We start from the raw sequence: 16,670 nt of genomic DNA, 5'->3' as shown, positions 1-16,670 counted from the left end.
CCCCAGATGATCGAGACCGGGCGCGTCGTCGCCGGCTACGAGATCCAGGAGCGCATCAGCGAGGGCGGGATGGCCACCGTCTACCGGGCCCGCCGCCTGCGCGACGGCCTCGTCTGCGCGCTGAAGGTCCTGCGCGACCAGTACGCCGCCGACGCCGAGTTCGTGGAGCGCTTCCAGCGGGAGGCGCGGGCCGTCCAGTCGCTCTCCCACCCGCACATGGTGCAGGTCTTCGAAAGCGGGCAGGCCCAGGGCGTCCACTTCATCGCCATGGAGTTCGTGGAGGGGCCCGACCTCAAGCGCTACCTGCGCGAGCGCGGGCCGCTCGCGCCGGCCGAGGCGGTGCGCATCGCCGTGCAGGTGTGCGAGGTCCTCGACTACGCCCACCGCCACGGCATCGTCCACCGGGACATCAAGCCGCAGAACATCCTGCTGGCGCCGGACGGGCAGGTGAAGGTGGCCGACTTCGGCATCGCCCGGGCGCTGGCGGCCGTCACCATCACCCAGACCGGCACGGTGCTGGGCTCGGTGCAGTACCTGGCCCCGGAGCAGGCGCGGGGGCAACCCGCCGGGCAGGCGGCCGACCTCTACGCCGTGGCCGTCGTCCTCTACGAGATGCTCACCGGGCAGCTCCCCTTCGACGGCGACAGCCCCATCGCCATCGCCCTGCGCCACATCCACGACGCCCCGCCGCCGCCGCGCCGCCTGAACCCCGCCATCCCGCCGTCCCTGGAGGGCGTGATCCTGCGCGGGATGGCCAAGCGGCCGGAGCACCGCTACCCCTCGGCGCGCGCCATGGCCACCGACCTCCTCGGGGAGACCGCCTTCTGGCGGGAGCCCCCGGGGGCATCAGCCGCCGAGGCCACCCTGGTCGCCCGGCCCCAGGGCACGGGCGGCCGGCGCCGCGACACCCGCCCTGCCCCGGCGGTGGCGCCCCGCAGCGGGCGCAGCGAGCGCCGCGGGCGCGACCGGCTGCGCGGCCGCGCCGATGCGGGGCGCACCTGGACCCCCGCCGTGGTCATGCTGGCCGTGGTCACCGTGGGCCTGCTCATCGGCGGGGTGTGGGCGACCTGGCGCACGGTGAGCGCCTACTTCAACGTGGCCGAGGTGGAGGTCCCGCGCTTCATCGGCCTGCCGCTCCCCGAGGCGCAGGCACGCGCCGCGGAGGCGCGGCTGGGGCTGGCAGTGCAGGGACGCGCCTACAGCGCGGAGGTCCCGAAGGACGCCGTCCTGTCCCAGGACCAGCCGCCCGGCAAGCGCGTGAAGGTGGGCCGGGTGGTCCAGGTGGTGGTGAGCCTGGGGCCCGAGCTCGTCACGGTGCCGGACGTCCAGGGGCAGGGGCTGCTGCAGGCGCGGCTGGCCATCGAGGACGCCCGCCTGCGCGTGGGGCAGATCGACGAGGCCTTCAGCGACGCCGTGCGGGGCGGGCTCATCATCACCCAGGACCCCGTGCCCGGGGCGCAGGTGCCGCGCGGGTCGGCGGTGGCCCTGGTGGTGAGCCGCGGCCCCGAGCTGGTGGAGGTGCCGCTGCTGGTCGGGCGCTCGCTGCGCGAGGCGCGCCGGCGGCTGGAGGACCTGGGGCTGATCCTGCGCCACGTGCGCCAGGCGGTGAGCCCCGACCTGGAGCCCGGGATCGTGGTCGACCAGGAACCGGCCGCCGGCACGAAGGTGCGGGCGGCCGAGGCGGAGGTCGTGCTGACGGTAAGCGTGCGCCCGGGCGCCGAGGGACGCCCCCCGGAGGCCCCGGTGGTGACGGTGGAGCGGCGGCCCACGCCTGCCCCCACCCAGGCCTCGCCGGGGGCGGAGCAGCCGACGCGCGACCCGCCGGGGACAAAGCGCACCGCCGTGCGGGTGGTGGTGCCGGAGGGGCCGGGGCCGCAGCGGGTGCGCATCGTCGTCATCGACCAGGAGGGCGTGCGCACCGCCTACCAGCGCGAGCACGAGGCCGGGGAGCGCGTGAACGTGCTGGTGCGCAGCCGCGGCTACACCATCATCCAGATCTACCTCGACAACCGCCTGGTCCAGGAGATCCGCCCCTGAAGCCGGCGCGCCACCGGGCCGGGCCGGACGAGATCCGCATCGCCGCCAGCGTCCTTGCCGCCGACTTCGCCCACCTGGGCGCGGCGGCGCGCGCCGCGGAGCGGGGCGGGGCCGACTTCCTGCACGTGGACGTCATGGACGGGCGCTTCGTCCCGCCCATCACCATGGGCCCCGTGGTGATGCGCGGCCTGCGGGCCTCGAGTGACCTCCCCCTCGACGTCCACCTGATGGTGGTCGAGCCCGAGCGCCACCTCGACGCCTTCATCGACGCCGGGGCCGCCCGCATCGCCGTGCACGTGGAGGCGACGGCCCACCTGCACCGCACGCTGGCGGCCATCCGCGAGCGCGGGGCCGAGGCGGTGGCCGCCCTCAACCCGGCCACGCCGCTCGAGATGGTGGCCTGGGTGCTGGACGACCTGGATGGCGTGCTGGTGATGAGCGTGAACCCCGGCTACGCCGGGCAGCGCTTCCTGCCGGGGACGCTGGAGCGGCTGCGGCGCCTGCGGGCGCTGGTGGGGGCGCGGTCGGTCACGCTGGCCGTGGACGGCGGGGTGAACGAGGAGACCGCCCCCCAGGCGGTGGCGGCGGGGGCGCGGCTGCTGGTGGCGGCCTCGGCGGTCTTCGAAGGCGAAGGCGGGATCGAGGCGTCGCTCGCCCGTCTGCGTGCCGCCGCGCAGCGGGGCCTGGCGCAGCCGTGAGCCCGGGTGAACCGCGTCCCGTCCTGCTGCTGACGAGTCCCGACTGCCTGCGCCACGACCCGGGACCCGTCCACCCGGAGCGGCCCGACCGGCTGCGGGCGATCCTCGACGCCCTGGAGCGCCGCGGCCTCGGCGAGGCGCTCCAGCGCCCCGAGGTTGTCCCGGTGGACCGCGCCCTGCTGGAGGCGGTACACGACCCCGGGTACCTGCGCACGGTGGAGCGGGCGGTGGCCGCCGGCGGCGGGCCCCTCGACCCCGACACGGTCGTGGGCCCGGGGTCCCTGGAGGCGGCGCTGGCGGCCGCGGGAGCGGCGGTGCAGGGGGCCGAGGCGGTGGCGCGGGGCGACGCGCGGGCCGCCTTCGCGGCGGTGCGGCCGCCCGGCCACCACGCCCGTCCGGCGGCGGCGATGGGGTTCTGCCTCTTCAACAACGCCGCGCTGGCGGCCGTGGCCGCGCGCGACCGCGCGGGAGCCCGCCGCATCCTCCTGGTCGACTGGGACGTCCACCACGGCAACGGCACGCAGGAGTGCTTCGAGCGGGACCCCACCGTGCTGTACGTCTCGCTCCACCAGGAGGGGTGGTATCCGGGGACGGGGGCGTGGGACGAGGTGGGGAGCGGCGACGGAGAGGGGTTCACCCTGAACGTGCCGCTCCCGCCCCAGACCGGGGACGAGGGCTACGCGCTGGTCTTCGAGGAGGTGGTCGTCCCGCTGGCGCGCGCCTTCGCCCCCGACCTGGTCCTCCTCTCCGCCGGCTACGACCCGCACCACGCCGACCCCCTCGGCGGCATGGTGATGACCGCCGGAGGGTTCCGGCGCCTGGCCACCCTGCTCCTGGACGCGGCGGCGGGCAGCCGCGGCGTGGCCGCCGTCCTGGAGGGCGGGTACGCCCTGGAGGCGCTGGGAGTCTGTGTGGTGGCGACGTTGGAAGCCCTCACCGGGCGATCCGCCGACCCCCCGATCCCGGAGGAGCGCCCGCCCGAACTCTCCTACGCGGTGATCCGCGAGCGCGTCCGTCGGGCGCGTTCGGTGGCGCTCAACTACTGGCGGATCTGAGACCGGCCACCGCAACCCGCGTCGCCTGACAATTCCGGCGGCGCGTGGGCTGGCGATCCCCGGGGGCAGCGCGATGGCGCGCCACTGCCGGCGCGCCCGGTCCGCCCGCGCGCGTCCTGCGCCGGATCCCAGGCGGGACGCCGCTTCCGGCCGCCCCCGGCGCTTGCCCTCCCGCGGCAGGGAGAGGAAACTGGATACACATGCCGAATAGGGTGGGCTGTCCCTGGACAGCACATCGGAGGGTGGGCCGACCATGAGTGAGGAGCGCGAGGAGCCCCGGGGAGAGGTCGTCGACCTCGCCGGAGCCCTGCCGCACCTGCAGGAGCGTCAGATCGTCCGCGGCACCGTGGTGCGCGTGGACACGGAGGGCGTCCTGGTGGACGTGGGCGCCAAGTCGGAGGGGATCATCCCGCCCAAGGAGCTCTCGCGGCGCGGGGAGGGGCTCGAGGAGGTCAGCGTCGGCGACGCCATCGACGTCATGGTGATGCGCGTCGAGGGCGACGAGGGCAACATCATCCTGAGCAAGCGGCGGGCCGACTTCCACCGCGCCTGGGAGCGGGTCATCGAGGCGCACCAGAGCGGGCGCATCATCCACGCCATGGTGGTGGACAAGGTCAAGGGGGGGCTGGTGGTCGACCTGGGCCTGCGCGGCTTCGTGCCCGGCTCGCACGTCGACCTCAGCCAGGCGAAGGGGCGCCGCTTCGAGTGGTTCGTCGGCCAGTCCATCCCCCTCAAGGTCATCGAGGTGGAGCGCGGCAAGGGCCGGGTGATCCTCTCCCACCGCCTGGCCGTGGAGGAGGAGCGCCGCCGCCGCAAGGAGGAGCTGCTGCAGACGCTGGAGGAGGGGCAGATCGTCGAGGGGACGGTGAAGCGCATCACCGACTTCGGCGCCTTCGTCGACCTGGGCGGGGTGGACGCGCTCCTGCCCATCAGCGAGATGGCCTGGACCTACATCAAGCACCCCTCCGAGGTGGTGCGCCGCAACCAGCACCTGCGCCTGATGGTCCTGCGCGTGGACCGGGAGGCGGGCAAGATCTCACTGGGGCTGAAGCAGGTGCTGGACGACCCCTGGCAGGAGGTCCTAGGCAAGCACTACGTCGGCGAGACGGTGCGCGGCAAGATCGTGCGCCTGGTGGCGTCCGGGGCTTTCATGCGGCTGCGCGACGTCGACGCCTTCATCCCCATCTCGGAGCTGGCGGAGCGCCGGGTGGCCAAGGTGGAGGACGCGGTGCAGCCGGGACAGACGGTGGAGGCGGTGATCATCGAGATCCGGCCGGAGGAGCGGCGCATGATCGCCAGCCTGCGCCGCGCCGCCCGGGAGCGCGAGCGCCGGCGGGTCAAGGAGTACATGCAGCAGCAGGACGAGGGCCGGGTGACGATCGGCGACATCGCCGGCAACCTGCTGCGCCAGGTCGTCTCCCCGCGCGCGGGCGGGCGCGGGGGCGTGGAGCCGGCCTCCGAGCACGAAGCGGCCTCCGGGCCGCACGAGCCGCCGGACGAGCCCGGGGAGGAGCGCTAGGCTCTCGGCCCGCGACTCCCCGGCCGTGGTACAATGAAGTGTCGTCCGGGGAGTGGCGCAGCTTGGTGTAGCGCGCAGCGTTCGGGACGCTGAGGCCGGGGGTTCAAATCCCCCCTCCCCGACCACCCTCAACGCGGATCCGCAGGATCTGCGTCCGGCTCCTCCTTCTCTGCCCAGGGTCCGCTCCCAGGCGCTATAGTGGAAGTCTGCCCAGGGTCCGCTCCCAGGCGCTATAGTGGACCCACTGGGTCGGCCTGATGACCCGGAGAGAGGAGCCCGCCCATGCGCATCCCCCTGCTCGTCCTCCTGGCCCCCGTCGCCGTCGTCCTGGCCGCGCCCGCGTGGCTGCCCGTCGCCGCCCAGGCGCCGAGCACCATCCTCCCCGGTCAGGCCATCGGACCGTTCCAGGTGGGCATGCCGATCGATCAGGCCCGCCCCCTGATGGACCAGTACGGCCGCGTCGAGCCGCTGGAAGCGGCGGACGTGCACGGGTTCTGCAACCCCGAGGCGAGCGTGGGGGTCTGCGTCCTGGACCGGTACCAGCGGATCGGCCTGGACACGCCGGGCACCGTGGTGATGGTGCTGACCGACGACCCGCGCTTCACCACCGAGCCGGGCGGACACAAGGCCGGCGGCCCGCTCGCCGACTTCCTGCGCACCTTCGGGGTGTACACCAGCAGCGCCGGGCCGCAGCCCGCCGAGGTGCGCTGGGACCCGCGCGGGCTCGTGGTCTTCGTCGGCGCGACGCAGAACGGGCTGACGGCCCAGGCGGTCGGCGTCTTCCGCCCGCGGTGACCGGCCCCGCCGCTGCACCCGGGACGTGACGACCCGCGCCGATCCCGGCCGGGACGCTCCGACGGGCCTCCCGGCCCGAGACCCGGGCGACGCGGGCCGCCCGGGAGCGCCGCAGCCCGCAGCGCCCGGCCGTCCGCCCGCCGGGCCGCACGGGAGCGCGGATCAGGGGCTGCAGGAGGCGGAGGCCGGGCGCGGCATGGCGGAGGCCGCGCGCGACGTGGCGGAGGCCGCGCAGGCCCGACTGACGCTGGTCGCGCGCGCCGGCGCGCTCATCGCCGAAGCCCGTCACCCGGTCGAGGCGTTGCGGCGCCTGGTACGGACCGCCGTCCCCGCGCTGGCGGACATCGCCGTCGCCTACCGCCTGGGGGAGCGGGGCACCCTGCGCCCCGTGGCCGGCGCCTACGCCGATCCGGCGCACCGACGGCTGGCGCGCGCCCTCCAGACCACCATCCCCCTGGACGCCCTGCCGGGAGTGCACCCGGTGGCGGAGGCGATCCGCACGGCGCGCCCCGTCGTCCTGCCGTCCGTCGGCGAGGCGGTCCTGCGCGCCGTCGCCCTGGACGAGGCGCACCTGGCGGCGCTGCGCGCGTTCGGCCTCACCTCGGGCGTGATCCTCCCCCTGCTGGGCCGCGAGCGAGTCCTGGGGGCGCTGGTCTTCGCCGCCGCGGGGTCGGGACGCCACTACGGCGAGGCCGACCTGCCGCCGTTCGAGATCCTGGCCAGGCAGTGCGCCGCTGCCGTGGAGCAGGCCGCGCTCTTCGCCCGCGAGCACCGCATCGCGGCGACGATGCAGCGGGCCTCGCTCCCGCGGGACCTGCCCATCGTCCCCGGCGTGGAGCTCTCCGCCTCCTACCGTCCGGCCACCCGCGAGGCCGAGGTGGGCGGAGACTGGTACGACGCCTTCCGCCTCCCGGACGGGCGCCTCGCCCTCTCCCTGGGGGACGTCGCCGGCCGCGGGCTCCGCGCCGCGGTGGCCATGGGGCAGGTGCGCCCGGCCCTGCGCGTCGCGGCGTTGGAGGGGGCCTCTCCCGCTGCGGTGCTCAACCGGGTCAGCCACCTCCTGCAGCTCGATGGACAGGAGGAGATGGCCTCGGCCATCTTCGCGATCTTCGACCCCGTGACCCTGGCCTTCACCTATGCCACGGCCGGCCATCCTCCCCCGCTGCTCGGGCGGCCAGACGGCCGCGTCGAGGTCCTCCCGCACGGGGGACCGCCGCTCGGCATCTGGTGCGCGGAGGGGTACGCCGACACCACGGTGACGCTCGCCCCCGGGGAGCTCCTCGTGCTCTACACTGACGGGCTGGTGGAGGCCACGCGCAACCTCACCGAGGGGCTGCGGCGGCTGATGGGGGTGGTCGGCGACCAGGCGCGCGCACCCGGCGGGCAGGCCGCTGCGGCCATCCAGCACGCCCTCCTCCGTCACGAGGAGGCGCGCGACGACGTCGCGGTGGTCGTCCTGCGCGTGCAGCCCATCGTCCTCGACGGCCTCCGCCTCACCCTCCCGGCCAAGCCGTCCGCCGTCCGCATCGCCCGGCAGGCCGTCAGCCGGCTGGCCGCCGAGGCCGGGCTGGACCGGCGGCAGATGTTGGGGGTGCAGGTGGCCGTCTCGGAGGCGGTGAGCAACATCATCGAGCACGCCTACGGCCCGGCGGGCGGGCCCATCCACCTGCGTGCGTCCCTGGCCGAGGGGCTCTTGACCGTGGAGGTGCGGGACGTGGGGCGATGGCGCACGCCCCGCGAGGAGGGCCGCGGTCGGGGGCTTGCCTTGATGCGGGCACTGGCGGACCGCGTCACCATCGAGCGGGGGGAGACCGGCACGACGGTGCGGGTCGACATCGCGCTCACGGGCGCGGGCGCCCGTCCTGCGGACCCTTGACGGAGGGAGGGTCGGAAGGTACCTGGAGGGGTGGAAGACCGCGCAGGGGGTGAGCGGGATGCCCGCCGTGCAGGGAGGGTTTACCAGCACGTTCGTCGAGGGGATTCCCCTGGTGGAGGTGCGCGGCGACCTCGACCTGACCAACGTGCGGGAGTTCGAGCGAGTCCTGGAGCGGGCCGCCCGCACCGACCGCCACGGCGTCATCGTCTCGCTGGCCGGGACGGCCTACTTCGACAGCAAGGGCGTGCACGCGCTCCTGCGCTTTGCCGAGCGGCTGGCCACTACCCGGCAGCGCCTGATGGTCGTCGCCCCGCGCGGCGAGTCGGCCCGGCGCATCCTGGAGATCGCCGGCGTAGTCGAGCTCATGCCCATCTACGAGTCGGTCCAGGCGGCCCTCGGCTCGGTCCACCACCAGTTCCCTGACCGATAGCGCGCCACTACGGTCGGCCGTTACCTCCTATCCAGCTGGCCGCGGGGGACTGGCGACCGCCCGCAGCGGGAGTCTCACGGCGCCGGGCCGCGTCCCGGCGCTCCCAGCCCCGCCGCTGCACGGATCAGGTCGATCGCCCGCATGTTCTGGACGGCCTCCTCCGGAGGGAAGCGCGGGGGAAGGCCGTCGAGCGCGCAGGCGGTGAAGTGCTCGACCATGCGCACGTACTGGTTGGTCCCCGAAATCTCGATGGGCATCCCCTCGTCGCCTCGGCGCAGGTGGACCACCGTGGGCTCTTCTTCCGGCTGGAAGGGGCGCGCCAGCGTGATCGTGCCCTCCTCCCCGACGACCTCCACACTCTGGCGGTAGGGTGCGCGCAGCCCGCAGTCCACCTGGGCCGCCGCGCCACCCGGGAAGCCCAGCAGGGCGGCCAGGCGCACGTCCACGTCGCCCTCCACCTGCGCCGCCGCCCGGGCCCACACCGGCTCGCCCAGCACTAGGCGGCTCGCGTTCACCCCGTAGCACCCCACGTCCATGAGCCCGCCGCCGCCCAGGTCGGCGCGCAGCCGGATGTCGTCGGGGCTGTGCACGGTGAAGGTGAAGGCCGCCCGCACCAGCCACGGCCGGCCGACGGCGCCCTCGCGCACCAGCGCGACCATCCGCTCCACCTGCGGGTGGAAGCGGTACATGAAGGCCTCCAGCAGGACCCGTCTCGCTGTCCGCGCCGCGTCGGCCATCGCCTGGGCCTCCCGGGCGTCGAGGGCGAGCGGCTTCTCGCACAGGACGTGCTTGCCGGCGTCGAGGGCCCGGGTCGTCCAGGGGGCGTGGAGGCTGTTGGGGAGCGGGTTGTAGACAGCGTCCACCTCGGGGTCGTCGAGGAGGGCCTGGTAGCCGGCGTGGACCCGGGGGATGGCGAAGCGGTCGGCCACCTCGCGGGCCCGGGTCGGGTCGCGGCTGGCCACGGCCACGACGGCGCAGCGCGGGGTGCGCAGAATGGCCGGGATCACCCGGCGCACCCCGATGCGTGCGGTGCTGAGGATGCCCCAGCGCAGGGTCACGCTACGTCGTGAGGAGCAGGCCCAGGAGGTGGAAGCCGACGACCAGCAGGTAGACGAGCGCTGTGGCCCGCACCATCACCAGCACGCGCCCCGCCCGGCCGCCCTGCCAGACCAGCAGGAGCAGCCCACCGGCCAGCAGGCCGAGCGCCGTGAACTTGGCCACGGCCGGCCAGGGGGTGAGCAGGATGGGCCGCAGCAGGACGTTGGCCTCCTCGACGCCGCGCTCGACCGCCGTGTAGGTGAAGAGCAGGTCGAGTGCGTTCGCCAGGAGCAACGCCCAGTACCAGCGCCAGATCCGGCGCAGGATCTCCGGCCGCGCCATCGCCACCCTCGACTCTGATTGGGGAAGCCGAGGTTAGCTTTTCCCGGGCGTGCCGGCCATCCCTTCTGCCCTTCGACGGATCCGCGGATGCGTCGGATGGAGGCGGAGGTGGTGCCGCAGCTGCCTGTGGCCGCGCCTGGCTGGAGCCGCGCACAGCGGTCGGGGAACCGCAGCGGCCAGGGAGCGGCCGGCCCGCCCCCGAACCTAGCAGGGCCGGATTCACACAGCGCCGGATCCTGAGAGGAGCGTCCCGATCGCATCCGCCGTGTCCGCCGCCCCTCCGCACCGCCTCACCGTGGCCATGGTCACGGAGTCCTACGTCCCACGCGTGAGCGGGGTCGTGCACGCCGTGCGCTCGCTCACCGCCGCCTTGCGGGCCACCGGTCACCGCGTCCTCGTGGTGGCCCCGCGCTACCCCGGCCACACCGACACCGAGCCGGACGTGCTGCGGTTGCCGTCCTTCCTGCCGCCGGGGCAGCCGGACTTCCCCCTGGCCCTGCCGGCCCGCCGGCGGGTGGCCCGGACCCTGGCCGCCGCCGGGGTGGCGGTGGTGCACGCGCACTCGCCCTTCATCGTCGGCCGGCTGGCGCTGGGGGTGGCGCGGCGGCTGCGCGCGCCGGTCGTCTTCACCCACCACACCCTCTACCACGAGTACGTCCACTACGTGCCGTGGGTGCACCCGGCGCTCAGCCGCCGCCTCGTGCTGCGCTACACGGCGGCCTTCGCCCGGCGCTGCCACCACATCATCGCCCCGTCGCGCTACGTGGCCGACCTCCTCCGCGCCCAGGGCGTCGGGACGCCGGTCACCGTGATGCCGTCGTCCGGGGTGGACGTGGAGGCCATCGGCGCCATCGACCGGGCGGCGGCACGGGCGCGGCTCGCCCCAGGCTGGGCCCCGCTCCTCGTCACCGTCAGCCGGCTGGCCCCGGAGAAGTCGGTGGAGCAGGTGCTGCGCGCCTTCCGGCAGGTTGTCGACGGGCAGGAGGCGTATCTGCTCATTGTCGGCGACGGCCCCAGCCGGGGCGGGCTCGAGGCGCTGGCTGCCGACCTGGCGCTGGGCGGGCGCGTCCGCTTCACCGGCGCCCTGCCGCACGAGGAGGCCCTGGCGGCGATGGCCGCGGCCGACCTCTTCGTCTTTGCGTCCCAGACCGAGACGCAGGGCCTCGTGCTGGTGGAGGCGATGGCCGCGGGTACGCCGGTCGTGGCGGTCGCGCGCGGCGGCGCCCCCGAGGTGGTGACGTACGGGGTGACCGGGCTCGTGGTGGAGCCCGACCCCGCGGCGCTGGCCGCGGCCGTGCGGGGCCTGCTGGCCGACCCCGAGCGGCGCGCGCAGATGGGGGCCCGCGCGCGGGAGGCCGCGCGGGCCTATGCCACGCCGGCCGTGGCCGCCCGGCTGGCGGCGCTCTACGAGGAGGTCCTGAGGCGCACGCGCGTCGACGCGCCCCACCGTTCCTAGGTCGCCGCTCCACAGGAGCGGCGGCCGCCGTCGCAGCAGGGGCGCCCGCCCCGCCGGGCCGACAAGCGCGGGCGGGCGAGGAGGAGGCCGGGATGTACCTGAAGCGCCTCGAGCTCGCGGGGTTCAAGACCTTCGCCGACCGCACGGTGGTCGAGTTCTCCCCCGGGATCACCGCCATCGTCGGCCCCAACGGCAGCGGCAAGAGCAACCTGCAGGACGCGGTGCGCTGGGCCCTCGGGGAGCCCAACGTGCGGGCGCTGCGCGGGGCCCGCACCGAGGACATCATCTTCGCCGGCAGCGAGGGGCGGCGCGCCCACGGCCTGGCCGAGGTCACCCTCACCCTGGACAACGCCGACCGGGCGCTGCCCCTCGACTTCAGCGAGATCAGCGTCACGCGCCGCGCCACCCGGGGCGGGGAGAGCGAGTTCCTGCTCAACCGCGTCCCCTGCCGCCTGCGGGACATCCAGATGCTCTTCCTGGGGACGGGGCTGGGCGGGCGCTCCTACGCCATGGTGGGCCAGGGCGAGGTGGACGCCGTCCTCAACGCCTCCCCCCAGGAGCGGCGCCTGTGGCTGGAGGAGGCGGCCGGCCTGGCCCGCTACAAGCGCCGCCGCGCCGAGAGCCTGCGGCGGCTGGAGCACGCCGCCCAGCACCTGCAGCGCCTCGGCGACCTGCTCGGGGAGCTGCGGGCACAGCACGCCCACCTGGCCGAGCAGGCCGCGGCGGCGCGGCAGTACCGGGACTACACCGCGGAGATCGCCGCCCTGGAGCAGGGGCTCCTCGCCGACGAGGGACGCCGGCTGCAACAGGCGCAGCGGCGCCTGGCCGCCCAGGTCGCCTCGGCTCGGACCCGCCTGGACGAGGTCACCGCCCGCGCGGCGCAGGCGCTCAAGGCGGCCGAGGCGCTGGCCGCCCGTCGCGAGGTGCTGGCCCGCCAGTGGGAGGCGCTGCAGCAGGAGCGGTTGACGCTGACGGAACACCGCGCGGCGGCAGACGCGGGCGTGGAGCGCGCCCGCCGGCGCCTGGAGGAGCAGCAGCGCGAGGAATCGCGCCTGCGGGCCGAGGCGGCCCAGGCGGCCGAGGAGCTGGCCCAGGTCGAGGAGGCGCTGGCGGCGCTCGAGCACGCCCGAGGGGAGGCGGAGCGCGCCGCCGAGGCGCTGCGCGCCCAGCTCTCCTCCCGTCCCGGTACGCCGGAGATGGGCGGGACTCCCGGCGGCGGGATGACGGGCGACCCCATCGGGGCGCAGCTGTCGGTACTGGCCCCGGGGGAGCCCGGAGCTCCCGACCTGCGGCCAGCGCTGCGACGGGCGGTGGAGGAGGCGCAGGCCCGCCGTGAGGCGGCGGTCCAGCGGCAGCGCCAGGCCGCTGAGCGGCTGGCGGCGGCGGACGCCGCCCTGGAGGCGCTCGCGCGCCAGGCCGAGGCGGCCCTGGAGCGGCTCCGGCGGGCCGAAGCGCGGGCGGCGCAGGCCGCCGACGCGGAAGGCGCGGCGGCAGAGCGCCTGCATCACGCGGAGGAGTACCTGGCCGCCGCCCGCACGGCGCGGGCGGCGCGGGAGGCGGCACGGGCAGAGGCGGAGGCGGCGCTGCGGGCCGCGGAGGCCCGGTCGCGGGCGGCCGAGGTGGCGGTGGAGCGCCTGGAGTCGCGCCTCCAGGCGCTGCAGGAGGCGGGCCCGACCGGTGCAGAGGGCGAGGCCCGTGCCCTGCTGCAGGCGATGGACGAGGTCACCCGCGCGGGGCTCCTCGGGCTGTTGGCCGAGCAGGTGACGGTGGACGCCCGGGCGCGGGCGGCGGTGGAGGCCGTGCTGGGCCCGCGCCTCTTCGCTCTGATGACCGCCGACTTCGCCGCCGCCGCGCCCGCCGTGGCCGCCGCACGCCGCGTGGGGGTGAACGCGACCTTCCTGCCGCTCGCCGATCTGCGCCCTCGGTCCGCCGATGTGCACCCTCAGACGACCACCAGTGAGCTTCCTCAGGTGTCCGGCCTGCTGGGCCCGGCGGTGGCCTTCGTCAGCGCCCCGCCACCGGCGGACCGCGCCGTGGCTGCGCTGCTCGGCGACGCCCTGATCGCCGAGACGCTGGACGCTGCACGAATCGTCCGCCGGCAGTGGCCCGGTCCCGTGGCCACGGTGGCCGGCGAGGTCCTCTGGCCCGACGGGGCCGTCACCGTGAGCGGTGGGGCCGCAGTCGACGCCTCGCCGCCGGGCCGGCAGGACCTCCCGGGCCGGCAGGGTGTCCCGGGCCGGCGGGACCTCCTGGGCCGGCAGGACCTGCTGGCCGAAGCGGAGCGGGAGCTCGCGCAGGCACGCGCGGCGTACGCGGATGCGGAAGCCGCGCGCGGGGCCGCCGTGCGGGCCCTGGAGGATGCCGCGGCAGCACTCTCTGCAGCCGATCAGGAGGTGGCGGCGCTGGAGCGGGAGGTGGCGGAGGCGGCCGCCCACCTGGAGGCGGTCCGGCGCGAGCGCGCGCACCTGCCCTCCGCAGCCGCAGAGGCCCGCAGCGACGCGCAGGGCCTGCAGGCGCAGGTCGAGGAGGTGCGTCGCACGCGTGCGGCGCTGGCCGACGAGGTCGCCGCTGCCGGAGAGGAGGCGGCGGCCGCCGCCGAGGCCCTGGCGGTGGCAGAGCGGGCCCTGGACGCGGCGGAGCGGGCGGTGGAGCAGGACCGGGCCCACGTCGAGCGCCTGCGGCTGCGCCTGGCCGAGCTGGAGGCCCGGCTGGAGGGGCTCCGCCAGCGGCGCGAGGACTTCACCCGCGCGCGCGAGACCCTGGCCCGTCGCCACGCCAGACTGCTGGAGGGAGCGGGCCTGCTGGCCGAGAGCAGCCGCGACCTGGCCGCCGAGCTGGCCGAGGTGGAGCGCGGCCGCGACGAGCTCGTCGCCGGGGCCGAGGCGCTGCGCATGCGCCTCGAGGCGCTCGAGGCGGAGCGGGCGGAGGCGGCCTCCGCCCAGGCGGCCGCCCAGGAGACTGTGAAGGGGCTCGAAGCGGAGGTGCACGAAGCGGAGGGGGCCCTCCACCGCCTGGAGGTGCGCGCCGCCCAGGCCGCGGCGGAGTGGGAGACGCTCCTGCGCCGCGTGCGCGAGGACCTCGGCACGACGTGGGAGGCGGTGGCGGACGTGCGCCTGCCGCTGCCGCGGGAGGAGGCGCAGGGGCGGCTCGAGGCGCTGCGCGGGCTCGTGGCGGCCCTCGGCGCCGTGAACCTGCGGGCCATCGAGGAGCAGGAGCAGCTGGCCGCGCGCATCGCCGTGCTCGAAGGGCAGGTGGACGACCTGCACGAAGCGCGCGCCACCCTCCTGCGCCTGGTGGCCCACCTGGACGGGGTGCTGCGGGTGCGCTTCCGGGAGACCTTCGAGGCGGTCTCCGCCGAGTTCGGGCGCCTCTTCGTGCGCCTCTTCGAGGGCGGCGAAGCCCGCCTCGAGCTCGTGCAGCCCGCAGACCCCGAGGGGGCAGAGGGGACGGAGGGGAGCGCCGAGCCGGGGCTCGAGGTGGTCGTGCGCCTCCCCGGCAAGGCGATGCGGCCGCTGGGGATGCTCTCCGGCGGGGAGCGCGTGCTGGTGGCGCTCAGCCTGCTGTTCGCCATGCTGCGCGTCCACCCGAGCCCGTTCTGCGTCTTCGACGAGGTCGAGGCCGCGCTCGACGACGCCAACACCCGCCGCTTCACCACGCTGCTGCGCGACCTGGCCGAGCGCACCCAGATCGTCATCATCACCCACAACAAGGGGACGATGGAGGTCGCCGACGTGCTGTACGGGGTGACGATGCAGGAGCCCGGCGTCTCCACCGTGCTCTCGGTGCGCCTGAGCGACCGTCCGACGGCGCCGGCGCTGGCCGGCTGACGCGGCACGCCCGCAGCGCGCGAAGGGACACGCCCTCAGGGACCTGAGCGATGGCGGAGACCGGGCGGGGGTGGTGGCAGCGGCTGCGCGAGGGGCTGGGGCGGACGCGGGAGCAGCTCGCCGCCTCCCTCGACGCCCTGGTGGGGCGCCCCGTCGACGCACGCACCCTCGAGGCGGTGGAGGAGGCGCTGATCCTCGCCGACGTCGGCGCGGCCACCGCCGCACACATCGTCGACCGCCTGCGCGCGGGCCGCGGACTGCGCACCGCCGCGGACGTGCGGGCGGCGCTGCGGCAGGCCCTGCGCGAGCTCCTCGGCCCGCCCGTCCCCCTGCGCACCGAGCCCCCGCCCGCCGTCATCCTCGTCCTGGGCGTGAACGGCACGGGGAAGACCACCACCATCGGCAAGCTGGCATGGCGGTTGCGCGCCGAGGGGAAGCGCGTCCTCCTGGGCGCAGCCGACACCTTCCGCGCCGCGGCCGCCGAACAGCTGTCCCGCTGGGGCGCGCGGGTGGGCGCCGAGGTGGTGGCGCACCGCCCGGGCGGCGACCCCGGGGCGGTGGTCTTCGACACGCTGGAGGCGGCGCGCGCCCGTGGGGCCGACGTGGCGCTCATCGACACCGCCGGCCGGCTCCACACCAAGGTCAACCTGATGGAGGAGCTGCGCAAGATCGACCGGATCGTCCGCCGCGCCGACCCTCCGGCGGTGGAGCGCCTCCTGGTGCTGGACGCCACCACCGGGCAGAACGCGCTGAGCCAGGCCCGTCTCTTCCACGAGGCGGTGGAGGTGACGGGGATCGCCCTCACCAAGGTGGACGGAACCGCCAGAGGGGGGATCGTGCTGGCCATCGCCCGCGAGCTGGGCCTGCCGGTGAAGCTACTCGGGACGGGGGAAGGGGTGGAGGACCTGGTCCCCTTCGACCCCGACGCCTTCGTCGACGCCCTGGTGCCGCCCGCGGAGGCGCTGTAGCGCCGTTTTCTGCAGGCCATCGCACTCCTCCCGTTGACCGTGCCCGTGCGGTCGGGTATGCTCGAAAGAGGAGTTTGTCAAGTTAAGTACCTTTACATAATCGGGTCGAAACTGGGTCGAGGGGACGGGGGCAGGGAGCGCGATGCGCCGCGACCTGGCCAGGCGATTGCTGACGATTCAGCTCTTCGAGACCTACGGCGGTCTGCTCACGGCGCGCCAGCAGCGCCTCATGCGCCTCTACTACTTCGACGACCTCTCGCTGGGCGAGATCGCCGAGCGGCTGCGCATCACCCGCCAGGCGGTCCACGACAGCCTCCAGCGCTCGATGGAGGCGCTGATCCGCCTGGAGGAACACCTGGGCCTGGTGGGCCGCCCGCGCCCAGCCCCGGCCCCCCAGGCCGCGCCCTCCCGTCCCGTGTCTGCGGGCCGCACCCCGCCGGCCCTGGCTGCGCCCGCCGCCGCCCGCCGGACCTTGCGCGCCGTGGCCCGTCGGCTGCGGGTCCTGGCCGACGACCTCGACCACCCCGACCTGCGCGCCCTGGCGGGAGAGGTGGACGCCGTGGCCGGACAGCTCGCGGCGGGCGATGAGGCCGGTGTGGGCGAGGTCTCCTGATGCCGTCGCGGGCAGG

Annotated in this window: 13 protein-coding genes and 1 tRNA gene; 12 read left to right on the top strand and 2 right to left on the bottom strand. The window is 75.7% G+C overall.

Going from position 1 to position 16,670, the window contains the following annotated elements; genetic code table 11:
• The first annotated feature begins 6 nt into the window (after positions 1-6).
• The 8 genes from pknB (at position 7) to RB146_06065 (ending at position 8,410) form a co-directional block, all read left to right on the top strand.
• Positions 7-2,037: a Stk1 family PASTA domain-containing Ser/Thr kinase gene (pknB, locus tag RB146_06100; protein MDQ7828550.1), complete on the top strand. Its 2,031-nt coding sequence runs from the start codon at positions 7-9 to the stop codon at positions 2,035-2,037.
• Positions 2,034-2,735 (top strand): ribulose-phosphate 3-epimerase, encoded by a 702-nt coding sequence (rpe, locus tag RB146_06095; protein MDQ7828549.1) that lies wholly within the window; start codon positions 2,034-2,036, stop codon positions 2,733-2,735. The genes pknB and rpe overlap by 4 nt, the downstream gene beginning before the upstream one ends.
• Positions 2,732-3,790, top strand: a complete 1,059-nt coding sequence (locus RB146_06090) for a histone deacetylase (GenBank protein ID MDQ7828548.1) — start codon at positions 2,732-2,734, stop codon at positions 3,788-3,790. Before rpe ends, RB146_06090 begins: the two co-directional genes overlap by 4 nt.
• A 253-nt stretch (positions 3,791-4,043) precedes the next feature.
• A complete protein-coding gene (locus RB146_06085) occupies positions 4,044-5,309 on the top strand; it encodes a S1 RNA-binding domain-containing protein (protein ID MDQ7828547.1) in 1,266 nt (421 codons plus the stop codon).
• Positions 5,310-5,355: 46 nt separating this feature from the next.
• Positions 5,356-5,434, top strand: a tRNA-Pro gene (locus RB146_06080).
• A 157-nt stretch (positions 5,435-5,591) separates the two neighbouring features.
• Positions 5,592-6,104: a hypothetical protein gene (locus tag RB146_06075; protein MDQ7828546.1), complete on the top strand. Its 513-nt coding sequence runs from the start codon at positions 5,592-5,594 to the stop codon at positions 6,102-6,104.
• A gap of 196 nt (positions 6,105-6,300) precedes the next feature.
• Positions 6,301-7,980 carry a SpoIIE family protein phosphatase gene (locus RB146_06070; GenBank protein MDQ7828545.1) on the top strand — a complete coding sequence of 560 codons (1,680 nt, stop codon included), beginning with the start codon at positions 6,301-6,303 and terminating at the stop codon, positions 7,978-7,980.
• 58 nt (positions 7,981-8,038) lie between these two features.
• Positions 8,039-8,410 (top strand): STAS domain-containing protein, encoded by a 372-nt coding sequence (locus RB146_06065; protein ID MDQ7828544.1) that lies wholly within the window; start codon positions 8,039-8,041, stop codon positions 8,408-8,410.
• A gap of 74 nt (positions 8,411-8,484) precedes the next feature.
• Here the strand turns inward: RB146_06065 and RB146_06060 are convergent, their stop codons facing one another.
• On the bottom strand, positions 8,485-9,468 hold the full coding sequence (locus tag RB146_06060; GenBank protein ID MDQ7828543.1) for a Gfo/Idh/MocA family oxidoreductase: 984 nt from the start codon (positions 9,466-9,468) through the stop codon (positions 8,485-8,487).
• Between the two features lies 1 nt (position 9,469).
• Positions 9,470-9,790, bottom strand: a complete 321-nt coding sequence (locus RB146_06055; protein ID MDQ7828542.1) for a DUF5658 family protein — start codon at positions 9,788-9,790, stop codon at positions 9,470-9,472.
• A gap of 265 nt (positions 9,791-10,055) precedes the next feature.
• On the opposite strand from RB146_06055, the gene RB146_06050 reads away from it, so the two are divergent.
• The 4 genes from RB146_06050 (at position 10,056) to RB146_06035 (ending at position 16,654) form a co-directional block, all read left to right on the top strand.
• The gene (locus RB146_06050) at positions 10,056-11,246 is read left to right on the top strand and encodes a glycosyltransferase (GenBank protein MDQ7828541.1); all 1,191 of its coding nucleotides are present in this window, start codon (positions 10,056-10,058) and stop codon (positions 11,244-11,246) included.
• A 92-nt stretch (positions 11,247-11,338) separates the two neighbouring features.
• Entirely contained in the window at positions 11,339-15,073 is a 3,735-nt protein-coding gene (locus tag RB146_06045; protein ID MDQ7828540.1) for an AAA family ATPase, read from the top strand.
• Between the two features lie 50 nt (positions 15,074-15,123).
• The gene (gene ftsY, locus RB146_06040; GenBank protein ID MDQ7828539.1) at positions 15,124-16,041 is read left to right on the top strand and encodes a signal recognition particle-docking protein FtsY; all 918 of its coding nucleotides are present in this window, start codon (positions 15,124-15,126) and stop codon (positions 16,039-16,041) included.
• Positions 16,042-16,183: 142 nt separating this feature from the next.
• The gene (locus RB146_06035; GenBank protein ID MDQ7828538.1) at positions 16,184-16,654 is read left to right on the top strand and encodes a sigma factor-like helix-turn-helix DNA-binding protein; all 471 of its coding nucleotides are present in this window, start codon (positions 16,184-16,186) and stop codon (positions 16,652-16,654) included.
• Positions 16,655-16,670: the final 16 nt, after the last annotated feature.

It is taken from the genome of Armatimonadota bacterium (assembly GCA_031081585.1).
Classification (GTDB): Bacteria; Sysuimicrobiota; Sysuimicrobiia; order Sysuimicrobiales; family Humicultoraceae; genus Geohabitans; species Geohabitans tengchongensis.
Note: the sequence above shows the minus strand (reverse complement) of the source record. Positions and strands in the feature narration are given on the sequence as shown.

Excerpts from the sequence above, each read along its gene's own strand:
- RB146_06070 (MDQ7828545.1), top strand. The coding sequence starts at position 6,301 with ATGGCGGAGGCCGCGCGCGACGTGGCGGAGGCCGCGCAGGCCCGACTG.
- pknB (MDQ7828550.1), top strand. The coding sequence starts at position 7 with ATGATCGAGACCGGGCGCGTCGTCGCCGGCTACGAGATCCAGGAGCGC.
- RB146_06085 (MDQ7828547.1), top strand. The coding sequence starts at position 4,044 with ATGAGTGAGGAGCGCGAGGAGCCCCGGGGAGAGGTCGTCGACCTCGCC.
- ftsY (MDQ7828539.1), top strand. The coding sequence starts at position 15,124 with ATGGCGGAGACCGGGCGGGGGTGGTGGCAGCGGCTGCGCGAGGGGCTG.
- RB146_06055 (MDQ7828542.1), bottom strand. The coding sequence starts at position 9,790 with ATGGCGCGGCCGGAGATCCTGCGCCGGATCTGGCGCTGGTACTGGGCG.
- RB146_06045 (MDQ7828540.1), top strand. The coding sequence starts at position 11,339 with ATGTACCTGAAGCGCCTCGAGCTCGCGGGGTTCAAGACCTTCGCCGAC.
- RB146_06035 (MDQ7828538.1), top strand. The coding sequence starts at position 16,184 with ATGCGCCGCGACCTGGCCAGGCGATTGCTGACGATTCAGCTCTTCGAG.
- RB146_06065 (MDQ7828544.1), top strand. The coding sequence starts at position 8,039 with ATGCCCGCCGTGCAGGGAGGGTTTACCAGCACGTTCGTCGAGGGGATT.
- RB146_06075 (MDQ7828546.1), top strand. The coding sequence starts at position 5,592 with ATGCGCATCCCCCTGCTCGTCCTCCTGGCCCCCGTCGCCGTCGTCCTG.